A 19,237-nucleotide genomic window follows, 5' to 3' on the forward strand; every position below is an offset into this window, starting at 1 on the left:
TTGGCGGCCCCGGTTGGCAGAGCTGATCCGGTGCAGGCCCGGACTTATGCCAGCGCCAGTTGCTGGCGGGCGCGCCACAGACGCTCGTGGAAGAAGAAGACGACTGTGTTGATGGCGGGCTCTATCGTCGCCATCACGCCGCCGGTGAGCAGCTCGCCGCTCAGCAGGTAGGCGACCCCGAAGGCCACGGAGAAGTGCACCAGGGCGAAGCTGCTGGTCTTGGCCTGCAGGCTGTGGCTGGGCTTGAACTTGTGCCAGCCGAGATCATGGAAGTAGAAGGCGACCGTGTTGACGGCGGGCTCTATCAGGGCGATCAGGCTGGCGGTGAGCAGCTCACCGGTCAGCAGGTAAGCCAGGGTAAAGGCCACGATGAAGTGCAGGGCGGCAAAGCTGATGGTCTTTTTCATGATGGTGGCTCCCTCTGGTGATGACAGCAGTATCCGCCAGAATGACATCAAATGAAAATTATTCTCATCTAATGGTTGGATAGGGAGAACCTATCAAGGGGGATGGATCTGCCACCATGATGGGGCCTTGCCCAAGGCCGTCACACCGCTAGACTGGGCTTTTTCCATGAAAAAGGAGATTTCATGACGATCAACTCTACCCTGTTTGGGCAGTTCATCTTGCTGCTGATGATCATCGTCGGCGTCCTTGCCTGGCGACTGGCCCGTCGCAAGAGTCGGCATCCCGTGCTCATCACCTTCCTGTGCGTGCTGCTTTGCCTGGCACCGCCCTTTGCCATATTGGCCTTGCTGATATTGGCGCTGAAACAGGATCTGCCCGCCCGCGCATAAGGGCTGTACCGGTTGTCGCACAAACACAGGCCGCCGCACCAATAGAAAAAGCCCCATGATGGGGCTTTTTGTTTTTAAGCTCGGTTGCAGCGTGGGCGCGGGATTAATCCTCGGCCTTGTTCAGCCACTCGACCTTGTAGTGGGCACCGGCGCCCTGGGCCAGTTTGGCGCACAAGGGTTTCAAGAAGGCTTCGATCTGCTCGGCCAGCATCCAGGGGGGGCTCACTATCAGCATGCCTGAGCCGTTCATGCCCCAATCGGCGGTCTGACCGGCCACTTCCAGCTCGGCCACCAGGACGTTGCCGAAGTTCTCCCGCTTGATCGCCTTGAGCATGTCGCGAGACTTGTCCGCCTCCTGACCCAGGATGGGATACCAGAGCGCATAGATGCCGGTCGCCCAGCGCTTCTGCGCCTTTTTCAGGGTATCGACCACGGCGAAGTAATCTTCCTTCAGCTCATAGGGCGGGTCTATCAGTACCAGTCCACGACGCGGGGTCGGCGGCAGCAGGGCTACCAGCCCCTCGAAACCGTCACGGTGGTGGACGGCGACACGAGGGTCGTAGCCCATGTTGGCGCGCAGGTCTTCCACCTCGTTGTTGTGCAGCTCCATCAGCGCCAGCTTGTCCTGCTCGCGGGCGAGGCGGCGTGACAGCTCGGGGGAGCCGGGGTAGTAGTGCAGCTCGCCACCGTTTCCTTCTTGACCGGGGTTCATCTCTTCGATGACGCCGAGATAGGGGGCCATGGCAGACCACTGGGCCCGTTCATCCCACAGCCGGCCTATGCCGTCGGCGTATTCCGCCTTCTTCTGGGACCAGTCGCCGCGCAAGTCGTAGAGACCGCCGCCGGCATGGGTGTCCAGCACTATGAAGGGTTTCTCCTTCTTCTTGAGGGACTCGATGATCAGGGCCTGAACGGCGTGTTTCAGCACGTCGGCGTGGTTGCCGGCGTGAAAGGCGTGGCGATAGCTCAGCATATTAGATCTCTGAGGGGGCCCTGCTGAGCCCCCAGTAACGATAGATAGTTCAACAAATTGTGGCTCTTGCCCCGAAACAGGGTGAGGCTGCGCAGCGTCTGCAGCAGGACGCCCTGCTGCAGCCGTTCCAGCTCCAGCTCGTGGGCCAGCATGGCCTGATACTCTTCCTCATCCAGCCGCGACTTGGCGCTCTGGCGCAGGGTACGCCAGGGGGTCAGTACCGCTTCGGTCTGCACCAGCGCAGGTTGCAGATCGGTCAGGTCGACCTGGATGTCGGTCTGATCCAGCCGGTGCAGCAAGAGCGCCAGATTGACGTTGCCGCCCTGCGTCTGCACGGTCAGCCAGTCCTGGCTGCGCTCGCCATAGACCTTGCCGCTCCAGTGCCAGAAGCCCAGCGGCGTCGGCAGTTCGTGCACGGCGACCCGCTCGGCCGCCATCAGCTGTTCGTCACGCAAAGAAGGCCTGCTCCATGGTTTCCAGCTCCTCTGAGAGGCTCATCCACTCCAGCTCCACCCCTTCCAGCTCCTCCTTGATGGGGCCCTGGGACTTGAGCAGTTCGGAGAGCTTGTTCTTGGCACTCTCTTCGTAGATGGCGGGATCGGCCAGCTGTTCTTCCACCGCGGCCAGCCGGGTCTGCAGTTTTTCCATGCTGGCTTCGAGCTTCTCCAGCTTCTGGCGCAGGGGCCGGGTCGCTTGCCGGAACTCCGCCTCGCGCCGCTTCTGATCCTTGCGCGCCAGCGCCGAGTTGGCGGAGATGATGCCGTCGCTTGGCTTGGCGTTGGCCTCTTTCTCCTGCTCGCCGAGCCACTTGTGGTAGTCGTCCAGATCGCCGTCGAAGGCTTCGACCCGGCCTCCGTGCACCAGATAGAAGTCATCCGTGGTGGTGCGCAGCAGGTGCCGGTCGTGGGAGACCACCACCATGGCGCCCTCGAAGCCTTGCAGCGCCATGGTCAGGGCGTGGCGCATCTCCAGATCCAGGTGGTTGGTCGGTTCATCCAGCAGCAGCAGGTTCGGCTTTTGCCAAGTGACGAGGGCCAGCACCAGCCGCGCCTTCTCGCCGCCGGAGAAGGGGGCCACCTTGTCGAGTGCCTTGTCACCGTGGAAGCCAAAGCTGCCCAGATAGTTGCGCAGCTCCTGCTCGGACTTGTCCGGCGCGAGGCGGGCCAGGTGATCGAGCGGGGTATCGTCAAGGCGCAGTGTCTCCAGCTGATGCTGGGCGAAGTAGCCTATGCTGACCCCGGCGCTCACCTCCAGCTTGCCCGACAGGGGGGGATTGGAGCCCGACAGCATCTTGATGAAGGTGGACTTGCCGGCGCCGTTGCGACCGAGCAGGCCGATGCGCGAACCCGGCACCAGGTTCATCTTGATCTTCTCCAGGATCACCTTGTCGCCGTAACCGGCGCTGAGGTTCTCCATGGCGATGAGCGGGGTCGGCAGGGCCGACGGCTCGCGAAACTCGAAGCTGAACTCGGAGTCGGCGTGGGCGGGCAGGAGTTTCTCCATCCGCTCCATGGCTTTGAGGCGACTCTGGGCCTGGCGGGCCTTGGAGGCCTTGTAGCGGAAGCGGTCCACATAGGCCTGCATGTGGGATACCTCCCGCTGCTGCTTCTCGTACATGGACTGTTGCTGGGCCAGCTGTTCGGCGCGCTGCAGTTCGAAGTCGGAGTAGCCGCCTGTGTATTCGTTCAGCTTGCCGTTCTCGATGTGGATGATGCGGCTGATGACCGAATCGAGGAAGTCGCGGTCGTGAGAAATCAGCACCAGCGTGCCCTGATAGCCCTTGAGCCACTTCTCCAGCCAGATGACGGCATCGAGATCCAGGTGGTTGGTCGGTTCATCGAGCAGCAGCAGATCGGAGCGGCAGAGCAGCGCCTGGGCCAGGTTGAGGCGCATGCGCCAGCCACCGGAGAAACTCCTGACGGGTGACGCGAGCTGATCGTCGCTGAAGCCCAGACCGTGCAGCAGCTCGGCGGCGCGGGCCCGAATGCTGTAGGCGCCTATGGTGTCGAGCCTGCCGTGCAGCTCGGCCACCAGGATGCCGTTGTCATCCTGCTCGGCCTGGGCCAGCTGGGCCTCCAGCGAGCGGAACTCCTTGTCGCCGTCGATCACGTACTCCAGCGCGGAGCAGTCAAGGGCCGGCGTCTCCTGGGCGACGCCGGCGATCTGCCAGCCGGCGGGCAGGCTGAAGCTGCCGCTGTCGATGGCCAGCTCGCCCCGTACCAGTGCAAAAAAGGTGGACTTGCCACAGCCGTTTTTACCCACCAGGCCCACCTTGTGGCCCGGGTGTATGGTGGCGGAGGCGTTGTCCAGCAGCTTGCGGCCGCCGCGGATCAGTTCGATTTGACTGGCAACTATCATGGATGGGGTCTGCTTGCTCAAATGGAGGAGAAAAACTGGCGCGGATCTTACGTGAAATGGCGCAGATTTGCACTTGAGGTGGGGGGCTCCCACTGGCTGGGGGGGCAAAAACATGCCATAACAGAGAAATCAGCCAGGGTTGGGGAGGTTAGCATGCTTATCAGGGACATAATGACGACCCGGGTCGCCACCGTTTCCATGGATGACAGGCTCACTGTCATCAAGGATATCTTCGAGCAGGCCCACTTTCGCCACCTGCTGGTGCTGGAGGAAGAGGAGCTGGTGGGGGTCATCTCGGACCGGGATCTGTTCCGTGCCATCAGCCCTTACCTCGACTCCGAGGCCGAGATGAGCCGAGATACCGAAACCCTCAATCGGCGCGCCCACCAGATCATGAGTCGCCACCCCGTCACCATAGCTCCCCAACTGCCGGTGCGCGACGGGGTCAAGATGATGCTGGAGAAGAACGTCTCCTGCCTGCCGGTGCTGGAAAATGGCGCCCTGGTCGGCATCATCAGCTGGAAGGATCTGCTGCGCACCGCCCTCGACAGCGACGCCTTCTAGGCACGCCGGCGCAGGTCGGCAAGGCAACGAAAAAAGGGCTCCGTGGAGCCCTTTTTATCGGATGTGCGTGATGATACTCGCTCGCCTCAGGGCAAGGGTTCCACCAGCAGGATGTGAGAATCCGCCCCTACCACCTTGACCCGGCTGCCCGCGGTGAGCGGCACTTGGCTGCGGACCGTCCAGACGGTGTCATCCAGATGCACCCGGCTTGTTCCCTGCACCACATCATCCAGCAGGGTCAACTCACGGCCCAGATAGCTCTGCATCCGCTCATTGATGGGGGCCGCGGCATCCTGACCCGAGCTGTCCTGCCGGTGCTGCCAGCGCCACCAGGCCCAGGTGGTGAGCAGGGATTGCACCGCAAACAGCAGCAACTGCGCCTGCCAGCCGAAGGGCCACAGCAGCAGGATCAGGCCGACTTCCAGCGCGGCTATGCCGGTCCAGAGCAGGAAACCCACCGAGCTCATCACTTCTATGGCCAGCAGCACGAAGCCGAGCCCCAGCCAGTGCCAGTGGGTCAGCCCCTCGAACAGGGCTGTCATGACTTGCTACTCTTGCCGTCCTTGTTGAACAGCTCGGCCATGCCGGCGACCGAGCCAATCAGGCTGCCGGCTTCCAGCGGCATCATGATGATCTTGCTGTTGGGGCCTTCACCTATGCGGGCCAGCGCTTCGGTGTATTTCTGGGCCACGAAGTAGTTGATGGCCTGCATATCCCCTTCCGCTATAGCTTTTGAGACCATATGGGTCGCCTTGGCTTCCGCCTCGGCGGCCCGCTCCCGCGCTTCGGCGGCGAGGAAGGCGGCCTGACGCTCACCCTCGGCCTTGAGGATCTGGGACTGCTTCTCGCCTTCGGCTTTCAGTATCTTGGACTGGCGCACCCCTTCGGCTTCCAGCACCTCGGCCCGTTTCTGGCGCTCTGCCTTCATCTGGGCGTTCATGGCTTCCACCAGCGCCAGCGGCGGGCGTACATCCTTGATCTCGATCCGGGTCACCTTGATGCCCCAGGGGGCGGTGGCGGCATCCATGGTGCGCAGCAGCTTCTCGTTGATGGTGTCGCGCTGGGAGAGCATCTCGTCCAGCTCCATGGCGCCGAGCACGGTCCGCATATTGGTCATGGTGAGATTGCGGATGGCGCTGGGGAGATCGTTGACCTCATAGGCCCCCTTGCGGGCATCGACCACCTGCACGAAGCTGATGGCGTCTATGGTGACGTTGGCGTTGTCGCGGGAGATCACCTCCTGCGCCGGGATATCCAGCACCTGCTCCATCATGATGATCTTGTGGCCGACCCTGTCCACGTAGGGGATCAGCAGGTTGAGACCGGGGGAGAGGGTGCGGGTGTAGCGGCCGAAGCGCTCCACTGTCCAGTTGTAGCCCTGCGGCACTATCTTGATCCCGGCACTCAGGGTGATGATCACCAAGAACACGAAGATCCCCAGCACAATCAATGACTCATTCATTATTAAGCTCCTTATGAAACACTTTCACTAGCCTATGGCCTGGCGCCGAGCACCACAAGGATGTTCGTTCGCCTTTGTCATCATACGGCTTTGCTAATTACTAAAACGCATTAAAAAGCATTTTTTATTATTTTGAGGGATAAGCAGCCCTGCCTATAGTCGCCCCATATTAGTCGTGTTCCAAGGGATGGGCCGAAATGGATTATTTACCTATGTTTGCCAGGTTGGAAGGCCGCCCCGTGTTGCTGGTCGGCGGGGGCGAGGTGGCCCTGCGCAAGGCGCGCCTGCTGCTGGCAGCAGGCGCAAGGCTGACCCTGGTCTCCCCGGAACTTGAACCTGCATTCGCCGAATTTGCCGGCCGTTTTACCCATCTGGTCGAACGTTTCACCCCGGCTCATCTGACCGGCCAGATCCTGGTGGTGGCCGCCACCGATGATCTCGAGGTCAACGCCCTCGTCTATCAGAGCGCCAACCAGCTCGGTCTGTTCGTCAATGTGGTGGATGACCCCAAGCGATCCAGCTTTATCTTTCCCTCCATCATAGATCGCTCTCCCCTGATGGTCGCCGTCTCCAGCGGTGGCAAGGCCCCCGTGCTGGTACGCCTGTTGCGCGAGCGGCTCGAGAGCCTGCTGCCCCGCCATCTCGGCGGTCTGGCCGAACTCTCCGGCCGGGTACGTGACAAGGCCAAGCGGGTGCTCTCTTCCATCTCCGATCGTCGCCGCTTCTGGGAGCGCGCCTTCGCCTCCAATACCCTGGCCGGCCTCATCGAAAAGCAGGACTGGCAGAACGCCGAGACTTGGCTGAACGAAGGGCTCGACAAGGCCCAGACCGAGGTGGGCGAGGTGGTGCTGGTGGGGGCGGGGCCCGGCGATCCTGGCCTCTTGACCCTCAAGGCGCTGCAACAAATTCAGCAGGCGGAAGTGGTGCTCTATGACCAGCTGGTCTCCCCGGAGATCCTGGAGCTGGTGCGCCGCGATGCGACTCTGGTCTCGGTCGGCAAGAAGGCCGGTGCCCACAGCGTGCCCCAGGAGGAGACCAATCGTCTGCTGGTGGAGCATGCCCGCGCAGGCAACCGTGTGGTGCGGCTCAAGGGGGGCGATCCCTTCATGTTCGGCCGTGGCGGTGAGGAGCTGGAGGTGCTGGCGGCAGAGGGGATCCCCTTCTCTGTGGTGCCTGGCATCACGGCCGCCGCCGGTGCCACCGCCTATGCCGGCATTCCGCTCACCCACCGTGACCATGCCCAGAGCGCCGTCTTTATTACTGGCCACTGCCAGCAGGAGGGCAAGGAGCCCGACTGGCAGCAGCTCGCCACCACCAACCAGACCCTGGTCGTCTACATGGGGCTGATGCGCTCCGACCACATTCAGCAGCAGCTGGTGAGCCATGGCCGCAGTAGCCACACCCCCATCGCCATCATAGAGCGGGGCACCACGGCCCGTCAGCGCGTGCTTACCGGCACCCTGGCTGACCTGGCCGTGCTGGCCGAGCAGGCAGTGAGCCCGTCGCTCATCGTCATCGGCGAGGTGGTTGCCCTGCGCGACCGGCTGGCCTGGTTTGGTGAAACGCGTGGCGATGAGGCGGGTCGCTCCGGCGACCTGAATGGCAGTGATCTCAAGCTGGTGCACCTGGCGTGAGCCTGCAGAGCAAAGAACCGATTTGACGGTGCTGCCATGGCGGCACCGACCTGAACCAACACCGCGCCCTGACCAGGCGCGTTAGCAATGAACCGAGGACCCGACATGGACCGTGAAAGACTGACACATCTGCAGCAGCTGGAGGCCGAGAGCATCCACATCATCCGCGAGGTGGCTGCCGAATTTGAAAACCCGGTGATGATGTACTCCATCGGCAAGGACTCCTCCGTCATGTTGCACCTGGCCCGCAAGGCCTTCTATCCGGGCAAGATCCCCTTCCCCTTGCTGCACGTCGACACCGACTGGAAGTTCAAGGAGATGATCAAGTTCCGCGACGAGACCGCCAAAAAGTACGGGCTGGATCTCATCGTCCACAAGAACCCGGATGGCCTCGCCATGGGGATCAATCCCTTCGTGCACGGCAGCGGCAAGCACACCGACATCATGAAGACCGAAGGGCTCAAGCAGGCGCTCAACCAGCACGGCTTCGATGCCGCCTTCGGCGGTGCCCGCCGCGACGAGGAGAAGTCCCGCGCCAAGGAGCGGGTCTACTCCTTCCGCGACAAGTCCCACCGCTGGGATCCGAAAAACCAGCGTCCCGAGCTGTGGCGCGTCTACAACAGCCAGGTCAACAAGGGGGAGAGCATACGGGTGTTCCCGCTCTCCAACTGGACCGAGCTCGATATCTGGCAATACATCTATCTCGAGAACATCGACATAGTGCCGCTCTACTTTGCCGCCGTGCGTCCGGTCGTTGAGCGCAACGGCATCAAGATCATGGTGGATGACGAGCGCATGCCCATAGGCCCTGAAGATGAAGTGAAGCAGGAGCTGGTGCGCTTCCGCACCCTGGGTTGCTACCCGTTGACCGGCGCCATCGAATCCGATGCCACCACGCTGCCGGAGATCATCGAAGAGATGCTGCTCACCACCTCGAGCGAGCGGCAGGGACGGCTGATTGACCATGATCAGGCTGGCTCCATGGAGCAGAAGAAGCGTCAGGGATATTTCTAAGGAATCGCAAATGAACAACCACATTCAGACCGCCATCAGCGAACAGGGCATTGAAGCCTACCTGCACGCCCAGCAACACAAGAGCCTGCTGCGCTTTCTCACCTGCGGCAGCGTGGACGACGGCAAGAGCACCCTCATTGGCCGATTGCTGCACGACTCCCAGCAGATCTATGAAGATCAGCTCAAGGCGCTGGAGTCCGACAGCCAGAAGCTTGGCACCACGGGCGAGAAGCTGGATCTGGCGCTCTTGGTGGACGGCCTGCAGGCCGAGCGCGAGCAGGGCATCACCATAGACGTGGCTTACCGCTATTTTTCGACGGCGAAACGCAAATTTATCATCTCGGATACCCCGGGCCACGAGCAGTACACCCGCAACATGGCCACCGGCGCCTCCACCTGCGATCTGGCCATCATATTGATCGATGCCCGCAAGGGGGTGCTGGATCAGACCCGTCGTCACAGCTTTATCGCCAGTCTGCTCGGCATCAAGCAGTTCGTGGTGGCGGTCAACAAGATGGATCTGGTGGAGTTCAGCCAGGAGGTGTTCGAGCGCATCAGTGCCGATTATCGCGAGTTCGCCAAGAAGCTCAGCGTCGACACCATACAGATAGTGCCTGTCTCGGCGCTGGACGGTGACAACGTGGTCAACCCAAGCGACAAGCTGGCCTGGTATCAGGGCGAAACCCTGCTCTCCCTGCTGGAAAATGCCGGGGTGGAGCGCGAACTGGAGCGTCATCCGGTGCGCCTGCCGGTGCAGTACGTGAACCGCCCCAACCTGGATTTTCGCGGCTTCGCGGGCACGCTCGCGGCCGGCATCCTGCGGGTCGGCGACAAGCTGGCTGTGCTGCCGTCCGGCAAGCAGAGCACAGTGACCCGCATCGTCACCTTCGACGGGGATCTGGAGTACGCCCTGCCGGGTCAGGCCATTACCGTCACCTTTGCCGATGAAATCGACATCAGCCGCGGCGATCTGCTGGTGGATGCCGCGAGGCAACCCCAAGTGACCCAGAATGTGCTGGCTCACATCGTCTGGATGGGGGAGGAGTCCCTGCAACCGGGCCGGGTCTATGACATCAAGCTGGCCACCAAGAAGACCCGTGGTCAGGTGGAGGCCATCCGTCATCGCATCGAGATCAACAAGCTGGACGAGCTGGCGGCGAATGAGCTCAAGCTCAATGAGATAGGCCTGTGCGAGCTGAGCCTGACCGATCCGGTGGCGTTCGACCCATACCGGGAGATCCGCGACACCGGCAGCTTCATCCTGATAGATCGGTTGAGCAACGTCACCGTCGGGGCCGGCATGATAGTGGAAGGGCTGGCGGCCAAGGCGGTCAAAGGGCAATACAGTGAGTTTGAAATCGAGCTCAACGCCCTGGTGCGCAAGCACTTCCCGCACTGGCAGGCGCTGGCCATCGGCAACGACAGCGGCAAGCAATAGAGTCAAGCGCCCTCTCCCTCGGGAGAGGGCGCGATGAAGCGCGTCCCCTCATCCCCAATCCTGCTCCCGCCGACTAAAAAAGAGAGGGAGAAGGGGGCTAATATTCCCTCTCCCTCAGGGAGAGGGTGGGGGGCTCGCTGGTTCCTTCCCCATGTTGATGAGCCTGAGTGATCGAGGAGTTAGGATGAGTAATATCGTGTGGCACCAGCATGCCGTCAGCAAACAGAGCCGGGCCGAATTGAAAGGGCAGAAACCGCTGGTGATCTGGTTCACCGGGCTGTCGGGGGCGGGAAAATCCACCCTGGCGGGGGCGCTGGAGCAGGCGCTGGCCGCCGAGGGCAAGCACACCTATCTGCTGGATGGGGACAATGTGCGCCACGGTCTGTGCGGCGATCTCGGCTTCGATGACGCGGCCCGCCAGGAGAATATCCGCCGGGTCGGCGAAGTGGCAAAACTCATGGTGGATGCGGGACTTATCGTGCTCACCGCCTTTATCTCGCCGTTCCGTGCCGAGCGGGATCTGGTGCGAAACCTCTTGGGGCCGGACGAGTTCGTTGAGGTATTTGTCGATGCGCCGCTCGCCGTCTGTGAAGAGCGCGATCCCAAGGGGCTCTACAAGAAGGCACGGGCGGGGGAGATCCGCAACTTTACCGGTATCGACTCTGCCTACGAGGCCCCCGAGCAGCCGGAAATCCATCTGCTTAATGCAGGTAAACCGGTGGAAGTGCTGGTGGATGAGTTGCTGACCGCTCTGCGGCAGAGAGGGTTGATAGACTGAGGTCGATTGTCCGTGTCGAATATTGAGTAACAAGGGGGCGTTTGCTCCTTTGTTTATTTCTTCTAGTATTTTTCAATCCAGTCGAGTATTTCTGGTCGTTCTGACTTACCAAGTACGCAGCAATCTTTTTCTACCCGCTCAATGGCACCTCTTGTCAAAAAAGTTGACGTGACAATAATTCCTTTTGTCACTCGATGTTCAGCAACTATGCCATATAGTTCTCGAATTTCTTTTAACGATACCTTATTTCCTTCAGATAAATGCTTTGCTTGCCATATCGTTTTTATAGTGCCGATAGCTGGATCTATTTTCTCGGCGAAAATATCAATGCCGCCATCTTTTGTTCCACGCCCCAAAGTGGTATTCCAGCCTTGTTTTTTAAGAAGCTCATCTACCATTTCTTCGAACTCTCGCCATGTTAAGGAACTTAGTGATATTTTCTGGTTCTTAATGTCTAATATTAATTGTGCCGATGGAGAGTGCAGCTTAAATTCTTTGATGATCGCAGGTGAATCGAGATCTTTCGATCTCCAGTATGCAGCATTGAAGCTGTATTTCTTTCTCCAGGCGACAAATTTTTCGACCGACTCTTTATCACCATCCAAAGGATCTTTATTATATATAATTCGATGCCAATCAATGTAGGCTTTCATTTGTCCCATATATAAACCACTTATTAAAACAACGACGTATTAAGGTGTGATAAATGCCATGGTGATACTAAGCAACAGCCTTAAACACGAAACTAAACCTTGAGCTGAAAATGCCAATCGTAGGGGGCGTATCTTAATTTATCTGTTAGTTTCTTTTCTCGATTTAGTTTAAAACTGACAAGCATCTATTTAATACATGCTTATTTCCAATTATAATCAACTTCAGTCTTTTTCTTGTTCGAGTGATATTCTGAAATAACATTTTAACAGAGTCGTAGTATGTTCTAGATAGATATATCAATGATCCTGAGTTGTCATATGAAAAGTACTCATCGATAACAACGGCAACATTGTCAAATTCTTGTCCAATTACTGCATGTGAGCACTTGTTTAGGCTGTCAGAGTAAGACTCATGGTGTTCAGTAACATGTAACGATGGTGTTAGGTTCAGCACTTCCCAGCCATCATTACCTATTAGCTGAATATAATTCTTTACAGAGTTCAAGTCTGTGAAATAGTCAAAATCAACATTGCCGCAATTAGAAAAAACCACATCATTTCGTTGGCTGTTGAATAATAACTTAATAAATCCAGCAATTTCTTTGTTAGTTCTTATTTTGTCTGACAACTTAAATTTGGAAACACTGCCAATGGAATTTATTTTCCCTTCAATATCTAGACGAGATTCTTTTGACGACAAAGTTTGCTGTTTATCATACGAAAATATACAGGATGTATTAGCTGCCTTGGCATCAGAAACCAATTTATCAAACTGATGCTCATATATTCTTTGAGTTTCATCAATGACAATCAAATCTAGATTGTTTAAGTTATGATGTTTAAGGTTCTTTACTGGTATCACATGCCAACCCAGCTGATTTAATCTATGATGCCCTTCATTTAAATTCCCGCAATGAACAATCAAAGTTCTTTTGTGATCTCTCACACATTTTATAATATCATATGTTAGCAGTGTCTTGCCTGTTCCTGGACCACCAGTAATTGAAATGAAAGTAGGCTGGTGTGTATTGATGATGTTGAATGCTTGATCCCTTATGTCCTCTTGTTGACCAGTCAGGAAATACTGATTGTTAACAAACTTTTCAGTGGAGTTAAATGGGGAAACTAAATAATCGGAAGGGTTGAACAATACATCTGGATTGTCAATTTTCATTAGGTTTTGATTAGTAAGCAATTGTGTTAAGAAACTAAAATCAACTACTTCTAGGTCATTGTTAGTACCAAGTTTATATAAGGTGTTTGTTTGGGTGATATAGGTGAAGCTGTGTACGACTTTATTTATGTGGCTTAGATAATACTTATTTCTCAGTAGCTGTTTCTTAACCTTAACCTCTGTGCTGCTATTTTTTAGCTCTACATTCAAAATGTAGTTATCACCAAACCTTAGTAGATCAAATTCTTTGCTTATATGTTGAATTTTATAGCCAACATAAAAATCGTTAAAGATATTCACATAAGGAAGCACATGATACATATTGATCACGAAGTGCCTGAGATCTTCAACTTCATTAGGTTTGATATCTAAGTCGTAATGTTTTTTGTAAGCATGATATTCGTCAGACTGAAGACTATCGAATGCTTGCACAAGAGAAATTATATTTATACTTTTCATTAATTCTTTATCCTATATAACCGTAATAATGGTGTTGCTTAGTTATCTCGTATGTTGGGCTAAAAATTGTAGGTTGGTGCTGAAAGAAGTGAAGCCCAACGTTTACCTTGCAACGTATCTGCACATTTGTTTTCCCGATCGGCCCGATCCATGTTTATCCCGCTCTGGTTGGCCTGACCGTCCTCGTCTATTGGGCTTGGCTACGCTCTGTGCCAACCTGCAAAAACAACGCTACCGCCCCTGAATTTCAGCCTCCAGTCTGCTGCTTTTACCTGTGATATTGCACTGGTCTGGCTCATGGCTGACTCCTGCGAGAGGCCGCCAAGCGGCTATGTTACCGAACGGGGCTGAGGTGAAAAGCGCAAGCGGGACGTTTTCTGAGCAAGATCAATAAATTAAGCAGCAATAGGTTTAAATGTGGTTGCTCAACTGCAGCGACCCATCAGCGCAGAGGGAGATCGGACGGTGACACAGCAGTGTCGTCATCTTGTTGGCGAGCATTAAAAAAACCTATGGGCCTGCTGGCCCATAGGTTTTTTCTGCGGAGGTTGCTTGTGTGTGGTGGTTATCTGGCTTGGCGTACCGGTACGGCGTTTGCAAGCGGTACTTTGTGGTGAGGCAGAAGGCGCTTTCTTAAACTGACGCACCAGCCGGTGGCAACCGAGTTTAAACAAACTCATAGTGAAAACCTTACGCGCTATGTATTGCTCTTGGACATTGCTATATACGTGCAACCTGCTTTGCCAAGGCGGCCAACAGATCAATATTTAACGGCTCTTTATACATTTTCTCAAATAGATTGAAAGTCGGCTGGTCATGCTGCTGTAAATAATGAAAGCTTTTCTTTGAACCTAGATACCACAAGTCACGTATGTCAAAATATATCTCCAGAAGGTCATGTTGAAGCCAGGTACGACGATAATGACTATCTATGTCTTTATCATGCGCACGCTCCAGCATTTTTATCACCCACTGTTGAAGGTGTGCCTTATCCACCTCCGATGTTGCCGGTTTGCCATCTGCGAGCTTCTGCTTAACGCGAGCTAAATAGTTGCTCCCTAAATCTTGTGTATCATAAATGACTTTTCCGTCACCGAAGCGAAGGGCTTCTTTGGGAATTGAGTTTAGAAAATCGGTTGGGTAAATCCAGACATCAAGATAAATACCGTGAAATAACCTTGCATCTTTTTGTTCGCTCGGGTGATCACAGAAACAGGCTATGTCGATATCACTCGTTTCGGTTTCCTCATTGCGTGCATAAGAACCATAAAGAATGATGATATTAGGTGCATACTTTCCTTTCAGCTCTTCCACTGCTAAATCTAGAATGTTTTCCATTTCTACTCCGAGCACATAACAGCTATTAATTTGTCCCTGACAACACAGCAATCCTTGCTACATCTCTACTTGGAAAGTCAGGGTCTACATATACGGACATACGACTTATCAGCTTTCCTGTAAATTCGAATACGCTACAAAAACGACCCATGGAGATATTATTGTCCGGCCAAGAGGTACCATCACTCATTACTCCTCCCTCTTGTCCCTCGACAATCACAGTGTTGCCAGCAGTCGTTATCTTAAAGCCATCTATGCCGTGCCAGATGCTGGTGAGCGAGCTACCGATTCTATTACCAAATTCAACTAATGCATCCTTTCCTTTCGCCAGCCCAAATTTAGGAAAGAAAAAATCAACATTCTCTGAGAAGAGGTCAAGATAACTAGGATCACCTGCATCTACTTTCTCGAAATACTCAACTACTATATCAACTAAATTGTCTTGTTCCATAAATTCCTACGTCCGTATTAGTTTTACGTATAACAATGATTAGATCGAGGGCATTACTTATCCGATAGTCAAGCCTCCAGGAACATTCCGCCGGCCCTCATAGTTGTTTCATCGAGATTTATATTTCCCTAGTGTAGTAAGTATTTGTGTCGATTCCTATTTCAGGCTGAAAAATCCCACTTTGCAAGTATGCTTTTAATAAAAACAAGAAAATTACTATATTGAATGTCTTCTGATAGCCCAGAGTCATGTATATGGTTTCTACTCAACAGCCTAAATTTGATAGTCTAAATCGAAGTTGATCCTCAGCCCTAATTGATAGGCGTGATCCCGCATGAGATATGTCATCAACTCAACATCTATCAGTTGTGACAATGTGATGGGACGGGCTTCCCATCGCGGTGGAGGGTGGCCCGCATCGTTACAATGGGTAAGATACAAGCGTTGTTGACTTTTGTGTAGGGTAAAATAATACATATCACATAGTTCAGCTATAGATAGATAAGGTTCAAAATCAAGCTCATATACAACCATATCATCAAACTCAGACCAACGAATATAACGGGTGTTCTGGTAGCATATTGCGGGTAATTTCGCTGCTGGGCTTATGGTATCAAATAAATTGATAACATCTTGCATATGGTGTAGCTTTACTCGGAGTTTGTTTTTCAAGTTTCACCCTTTCACCCTTTCACCCTTTCACCCTTTCACCCTTTCACCCTTGCCTTCCTAAAAAAATATTTAGTGACTCACTCGTTGATTTACTGTTGTTAGCTCAGTTTTTTTCGCGCAGCAAGAAATCAAGACAGTCCCATATTGAGTGACTCGTTTCATGTCGCCATTCACTTACCTATTCCATCAGGCAAAGCTACCGCCCCTGAATTCCAGCCTCCAGTCTGCTGCTTGTTACCTGTGGCTTGGCTCTGGTCTGGTACATGGCCGACTCCGACGAGAGGTGATCCTGATGACCATGTTACCGAACGGAGCCGGTTAGGGAAGGGGGAGTGGGTGATTTCTCGGGCAAGATCAATAAATTGAGCTGCCATGGGGTGGTGGTCGGGTGGTGGAGGTATCTCAATGCCCTTGCTTGCTCAACGCTCGCAGCGCATTTGGGCGGGGGAATGAACTCCGGGGTCGTCACCCTGTTGAGAGTGGCGCAGCGCAGACGCCATGGTGAGGGCATCAAGGTTGGGTCAGTGATGGTATGGGCGTACCAATCCGGTCAGATCCGTTCTTCCCACAATGTTGATGGGCCCGCTGCCGGTGGCGACAGGGGCCCATCTTGTTGTTAGCGCACGGCAGGCGTCAGCGGGCGAGTACAACCCGTCCGTTGGCGAGTTGCTCGCTGAGTTGACGGGGGGCGGGCTGTTGCTGGAACTGGCGCACCAGCCGATCCAGCTCGCTCAGCTGCCGCACCAGCTGGATGATGCCGTGCACGGCATGCTGGCTGCCTTGGCTTGAGTCATCGGCCAGGGTCTTGATGCTGAGCACGTTGCGGTCGATATCGGCCGTGACCTGGGATTGCTCCTGCACGGCCTGGGCTATCTGGCTGCTGCCGGAGGCGACCTGCTGCAACATGCTGTTGATCTGCTGCAATATAGTGCCGGTGGCTGAGGCCTTCTGCTGACAGCTGGCCGAGAGTTGCCCCCCTTTCTCCATCGCCTGTTCCGCATTGCCCGCACTGGCTTGCAACAGGCTGATCATTTTCTGGATCTCGCCGGTGGAGGACTGGGTCTTGATGGCCAGCGATCGGATCTCGTCCGCCACCACGGAGAAGCCGCGGCCCGCCTCACCGGCCCGGGCCGCCTCTATGGCCGCGTTGAGGGCCAGCAGATTGGTCTGGTTGGCGATGCTGTTGATGACATCGAGAATGCCGTCTATATCCCGGCACTGCCCCGCCAGGGTGTGGATCACCGTCTTGGAGGTGGTGATCTCGTCGTGCATCCCCTCGACCGCGCCTATGGTATCCAGCACGCTGCGGTTGCCCTCCTTGAACAACTCGGAAGTCTCGTCCAGCAGGCCGGAGGCGGCGGTGGAGCTGTGAGAGACCTCTCTGATCGACTCTGACATCTGGGTGATGGCGGTGGCGACCAGGTTGGTCTCGGCCTGCTGCTGTTGCAGGTTGCTGGTGATGGACTCGGCGTTGTGCAGATCCCCTTCTGCGGCCCGCAAGATCTGGGCGCAGGTCTGCTGGGTGCGGGCCAGCACGGCATTGAACTCGGCCCGGTTCATCAACATGGCGAGCTCGATGGCGGCCAGGTTGTCGACCTTGTTGGTGTAGAGCAGCTGCATCAGCGGGTTGTCGAAGCGGCTGCGGGCCATCTTGTCGAGCTTGCCCAGCCGACGGGCCAGGGCATGGGTGATCATGGCTGCCAGCAGCAGCGGTACGGTCGCCAGTGCCAGCGGCCAGCCCGCAGCCTGCTTGTACCCCAGCGCGACCATGGCCGCCAGACTCAGCAGCAGGCAGAGCGTGACTGCCTGCGTGTGGGAGAAGGTCGGCAGCCTGAGGGCCAGGGGAGTCTTGTCATTGCGCAGGTCGGCATAGATGCGTTCGGCCCGCTGCTTGATCTCCTCGCTGGGGGCCGTGCGCACGGACTGGTATTCCACTACCTTGCCGCTGGCATCCTTGATGGGGGTGACGAAGGCGCTGACCCAGTAGTGATCGCCATTCTTGCAGCGGTTCTTCACCGGCCCCATCCAGCTCTTGCCGTCCTTGATGTGATGCCAGAGATCGGCGAAGGCCTGCTTGGGCATGTCCGGATGGCGTACCAGGTTGTGATGCTCACCTTGCAGCTCGTCCAGGCTGAACCCCGCTATGTTGCAGAACTCCTCGTTGGCATAGGTGATGCGGCTTTCCAGGTCAGTGGTGGAAATAAGACTCTGGTGCTCCGGGTAGAGACGCTCACGCTGGGTAACGGGTTGGTTGACTCTCATTGTGTGGTCCTGCACGCGGTGATGGGAAAGATGTATAGGCAGTGCAAGTTATGCACCATGGCGTCATGGGTGATGATGATTTTGTTAGTAGTGTGTTTATCCGACCAAAATGGTCAGATTTTGCGGCAAATCCGGATCAGGAGGGGGTGGGCAAGGAGATCGATTCGCATTTCGAGAATCGATTTGGCAATGAGCAGGGCGGCATTTCGCAATATGGTGCGGCTGGCGTGCCACAAGAGAGAAGAGAAAGGGGGCCAACAGGGGCCCCGGGGTTCAGACGGCGGCAGTCGGCGGCACCCTCTCCAGCTCGGACTCGGGAGGCTGCATCATGGTCTCTATCTGCAGCCCCTGCACCAGCACGGTTTTCAGATCCTGCAGGTACTCCTCCAGCGGCGGCTCCTGCAACAGCTGGGCGAGCTCGTTGCCCACCGGGGTCAGCCGGTAGTAGAGCAGGGTGATGTTGGTCTGCTTGCGATGCAGGCGCCAGCGTTGGTCGCCGAATGCCAGTTCGACCCCGTCGGCGGGCAGCGGGCCGGATTCCAGCTCTCCCTTGTGCAGCAGGCCGAGCTCGAACAGCTGCAACAGGGCATTGTAGGGCAATCGGTATTTGCCCAGACCAAGCCGGGTCACCTTGGCGCGGCTGAGCAGGCTGGCGCCCTTGTGCAGCCCCAGCAGCAGACGCTGCTCATCGCTGCCCGAATAGTGGCAGGCGAGGGCGCAGATCCGCTGGAACAGCTGGGCCTCGCGCTGGGTCATCTCCTTGAGGGTGGTGAGGGCGCGGATGGAGAAACGGCCGGGAGTGGCGATCTCGATGGCGAAGATGCGGCCCCACAGCTGCTGCATGGGGACCATGCTGATGTCTTCCGCCAGTTGCAGGAAGCGGGTCAGCCAGTCGCTGTCCATCTCGCCGCCGGCGGCCGTCTCCTCGCAGTGGCGGGAGGCCATCACCATGATGGCTTCCAGATTGCGCTGGCGAGCGGCCTGATCCGCCAGATGGCGAAAGGTGGCGCGCTGTTCGAAGGTGCTGTCGCTGTTGCGGGTGAGCATGCCGTCTATGCCGCGGCTGCGGGCCAGGCGCAGGGTTTGCTCCTGGCTGCTCAGGATGGAACTCTCTTTCTTGGGCGGGGGCAGGTCAGCCATGCTGGCTCCGTGATCGCAAGGTCTAGCCTTGAATGTTACTCCAACCGGGATGGCGGGCAATCCCTCAAGC

At 56.2% G+C, this 19,237-nt stretch carries 19 protein-coding genes; 6 read left to right on the top strand and 13 right to left on the bottom strand.

All coding sequences use genetic code 11. The features are described 5' to 3' along the window. Window positions 1-44 precede the first annotated feature (44 nt). On the bottom strand, window positions 45-407 hold the full coding sequence (locus tag ACM3N8_RS15395; RefSeq protein ID WP_241280766.1) for a DUF2061 domain-containing protein: 363 nt from the start codon (window positions 405-407) through the stop codon (window positions 45-47). A 183-nt stretch (window positions 408-590) separates the two neighbouring features. On the opposite strand from ACM3N8_RS15395, the gene ACM3N8_RS15400 reads away from it, so the two are divergent. Then, window positions 591-797, top strand: coding sequence for a hypothetical protein (locus ACM3N8_RS15400; protein ID WP_241280767.1), 207 nt, complete (start codon window positions 591-593; stop codon window positions 795-797). A gap of 103 nt (window positions 798-900) precedes the next feature. Here the strand turns inward: ACM3N8_RS15400 and ACM3N8_RS15405 are convergent, their stop codons facing one another. Genes ACM3N8_RS15405 through ACM3N8_RS15415 form a run of 3 tightly spaced genes read right to left on the bottom strand, consistent with a single transcriptional unit; the run spans window position 901 to window position 4,128 of the window. Next, complete coding sequence (locus ACM3N8_RS15405) at window positions 901-1,770, bottom strand: 23S rRNA (adenine(2030)-N(6))-methyltransferase RlmJ (protein ID WP_241280769.1); 870 nt, start codon at window positions 1,768-1,770, stop codon at window positions 901-903. Further along, window positions 1,764-2,225: a DUF2390 domain-containing protein gene (locus tag ACM3N8_RS15410; RefSeq protein ID WP_416016288.1), complete on the bottom strand. Its 462-nt coding sequence runs from the start codon at window positions 2,223-2,225 to the stop codon at window positions 1,764-1,766. The genes ACM3N8_RS15405 and ACM3N8_RS15410 overlap by 7 nt, the downstream gene beginning before the upstream one ends. Beyond that, the gene (locus tag ACM3N8_RS15415; protein WP_103472497.1) at window positions 2,218-4,128 is read right to left on the bottom strand and encodes an ABC transporter ATP-binding protein; all 1,911 of its coding nucleotides are present in this window, start codon (window positions 4,126-4,128) and stop codon (window positions 2,218-2,220) included. The genes ACM3N8_RS15410 and ACM3N8_RS15415 overlap by 8 nt, the downstream gene beginning before the upstream one ends. 153 nt (window positions 4,129-4,281) lie before the next feature. On the opposite strand from ACM3N8_RS15415, the gene ACM3N8_RS15420 reads away from it, so the two are divergent. Then, window positions 4,282-4,692 carry a CBS domain-containing protein gene (locus tag ACM3N8_RS15420; RefSeq protein WP_043138697.1) on the top strand — a complete coding sequence of 137 codons (411 nt, stop codon included), beginning with the start codon at window positions 4,282-4,284 and terminating at the stop codon, window positions 4,690-4,692. A gap of 86 nt (window positions 4,693-4,778) precedes the next feature. Here the strand turns inward: ACM3N8_RS15420 and ACM3N8_RS15425 are convergent, their stop codons facing one another. Next, window positions 4,779-5,234, bottom strand: a complete 456-nt coding sequence (locus ACM3N8_RS15425; protein WP_043138701.1) for an NfeD family protein — start codon at window positions 5,232-5,234, stop codon at window positions 4,779-4,781. Beyond that, on the bottom strand, window positions 5,231-6,154 hold the full coding sequence (locus tag ACM3N8_RS15430) for an SPFH domain-containing protein (protein ID WP_043138703.1): 924 nt from the start codon (window positions 6,152-6,154) through the stop codon (window positions 5,231-5,233). Before ACM3N8_RS15430 ends, ACM3N8_RS15425 begins: the two co-directional genes overlap by 4 nt. A gap of 197 nt (window positions 6,155-6,351) precedes the next feature. On the opposite strand from ACM3N8_RS15430, the gene cysG reads away from it, so the two are divergent. From cysG to cysC, 4 genes are all read left to right on the top strand, one after another. Next, window positions 6,352-7,788: a siroheme synthase CysG gene (gene cysG / locus ACM3N8_RS15435; RefSeq protein WP_416016289.1), complete on the top strand. Its 1,437-nt coding sequence runs from the start codon at window positions 6,352-6,354 to the stop codon at window positions 7,786-7,788. A gap of 87 nt (window positions 7,789-7,875) precedes the next feature. Further along, on the top strand, window positions 7,876-8,802 hold the full coding sequence (gene cysD, locus ACM3N8_RS15440) for a sulfate adenylyltransferase subunit CysD (RefSeq protein WP_416016290.1): 927 nt from the start codon (window positions 7,876-7,878) through the stop codon (window positions 8,800-8,802). 10 nt (window positions 8,803-8,812) lie between these two features. Beyond that, the gene (gene cysN, locus ACM3N8_RS15445) at window positions 8,813-10,240 is read left to right on the top strand and encodes a sulfate adenylyltransferase subunit CysN (protein WP_416016291.1); all 1,428 of its coding nucleotides are present in this window, start codon (window positions 8,813-8,815) and stop codon (window positions 10,238-10,240) included. Window positions 10,241-10,424: 184 nt separating this feature from the next. Next, on the top strand, window positions 10,425-11,018 hold the full coding sequence (cysC, locus tag ACM3N8_RS15450; protein WP_416016292.1) for an adenylyl-sulfate kinase: 594 nt from the start codon (window positions 10,425-10,427) through the stop codon (window positions 11,016-11,018). Window positions 11,019-11,080: 62 nt separating this feature from the next. Here the strand turns inward: cysC and ACM3N8_RS15455 are convergent, their stop codons facing one another. The 7 genes from ACM3N8_RS15455 to ACM3N8_RS15485 all read right to left on the bottom strand — a co-directional run bounded on the left by ACM3N8_RS15455 (window position 11,081) and on the right by ACM3N8_RS15485 (window position 19,167). Further along, window positions 11,081-11,680 carry a restriction endonuclease gene (locus ACM3N8_RS15455; protein ID WP_416016293.1) on the bottom strand — a complete coding sequence of 200 codons (600 nt, stop codon included), beginning with the start codon at window positions 11,678-11,680 and terminating at the stop codon, window positions 11,081-11,083. Window positions 11,681-11,834: 154 nt separating this feature from the next. Next, window positions 11,835-13,304 carry a DNA/RNA helicase domain-containing protein gene (locus ACM3N8_RS15460; protein ID WP_416016294.1) on the bottom strand — a complete coding sequence of 490 codons (1,470 nt, stop codon included), beginning with the start codon at window positions 13,302-13,304 and terminating at the stop codon, window positions 11,835-11,837. A gap of 720 nt (window positions 13,305-14,024) precedes the next feature. Beyond that, window positions 14,025-14,642 carry a nucleotidyltransferase domain-containing protein gene (locus ACM3N8_RS15465; protein ID WP_416016295.1) on the bottom strand — a complete coding sequence of 206 codons (618 nt, stop codon included), beginning with the start codon at window positions 14,640-14,642 and terminating at the stop codon, window positions 14,025-14,027. A 25-nt stretch (window positions 14,643-14,667) separates the two neighbouring features. Next, window positions 14,668-15,093, bottom strand: coding sequence for a nuclear transport factor 2 family protein (locus tag ACM3N8_RS15470; protein ID WP_416016296.1), 426 nt, complete (start codon window positions 15,091-15,093; stop codon window positions 14,668-14,670). A gap of 273 nt (window positions 15,094-15,366) precedes the next feature. After that, window positions 15,367-15,765 carry a hypothetical protein gene (locus ACM3N8_RS15475; RefSeq protein ID WP_416016297.1) on the bottom strand — a complete coding sequence of 133 codons (399 nt, stop codon included), beginning with the start codon at window positions 15,763-15,765 and terminating at the stop codon, window positions 15,367-15,369. Window positions 15,766-16,398: 633 nt separating this feature from the next. Continuing rightward, window positions 16,399-18,027 (bottom strand): PAS domain-containing methyl-accepting chemotaxis protein, encoded by a 1,629-nt coding sequence (locus tag ACM3N8_RS15480; protein WP_416016298.1) that lies wholly within the window; start codon window positions 18,025-18,027, stop codon window positions 16,399-16,401. A 273-nt stretch (window positions 18,028-18,300) separates the two neighbouring features. Further along, entirely contained in the window at window positions 18,301-19,167 is an 867-nt protein-coding gene (locus tag ACM3N8_RS15485) for a TIGR03899 family protein (RefSeq protein ID WP_043138726.1), read from the bottom strand. Between the last annotated feature and the right edge of the window lie 70 nt (window positions 19,168-19,237).

The sequence above is a fragment of the Aeromonas sp. A04 genome (genome assembly GCF_047780465.1).
GTDB classification, from domain to species: Bacteria; Pseudomonadota; Gammaproteobacteria; order Enterobacterales; family Aeromonadaceae; genus Aeromonas; species Aeromonas bestiarum.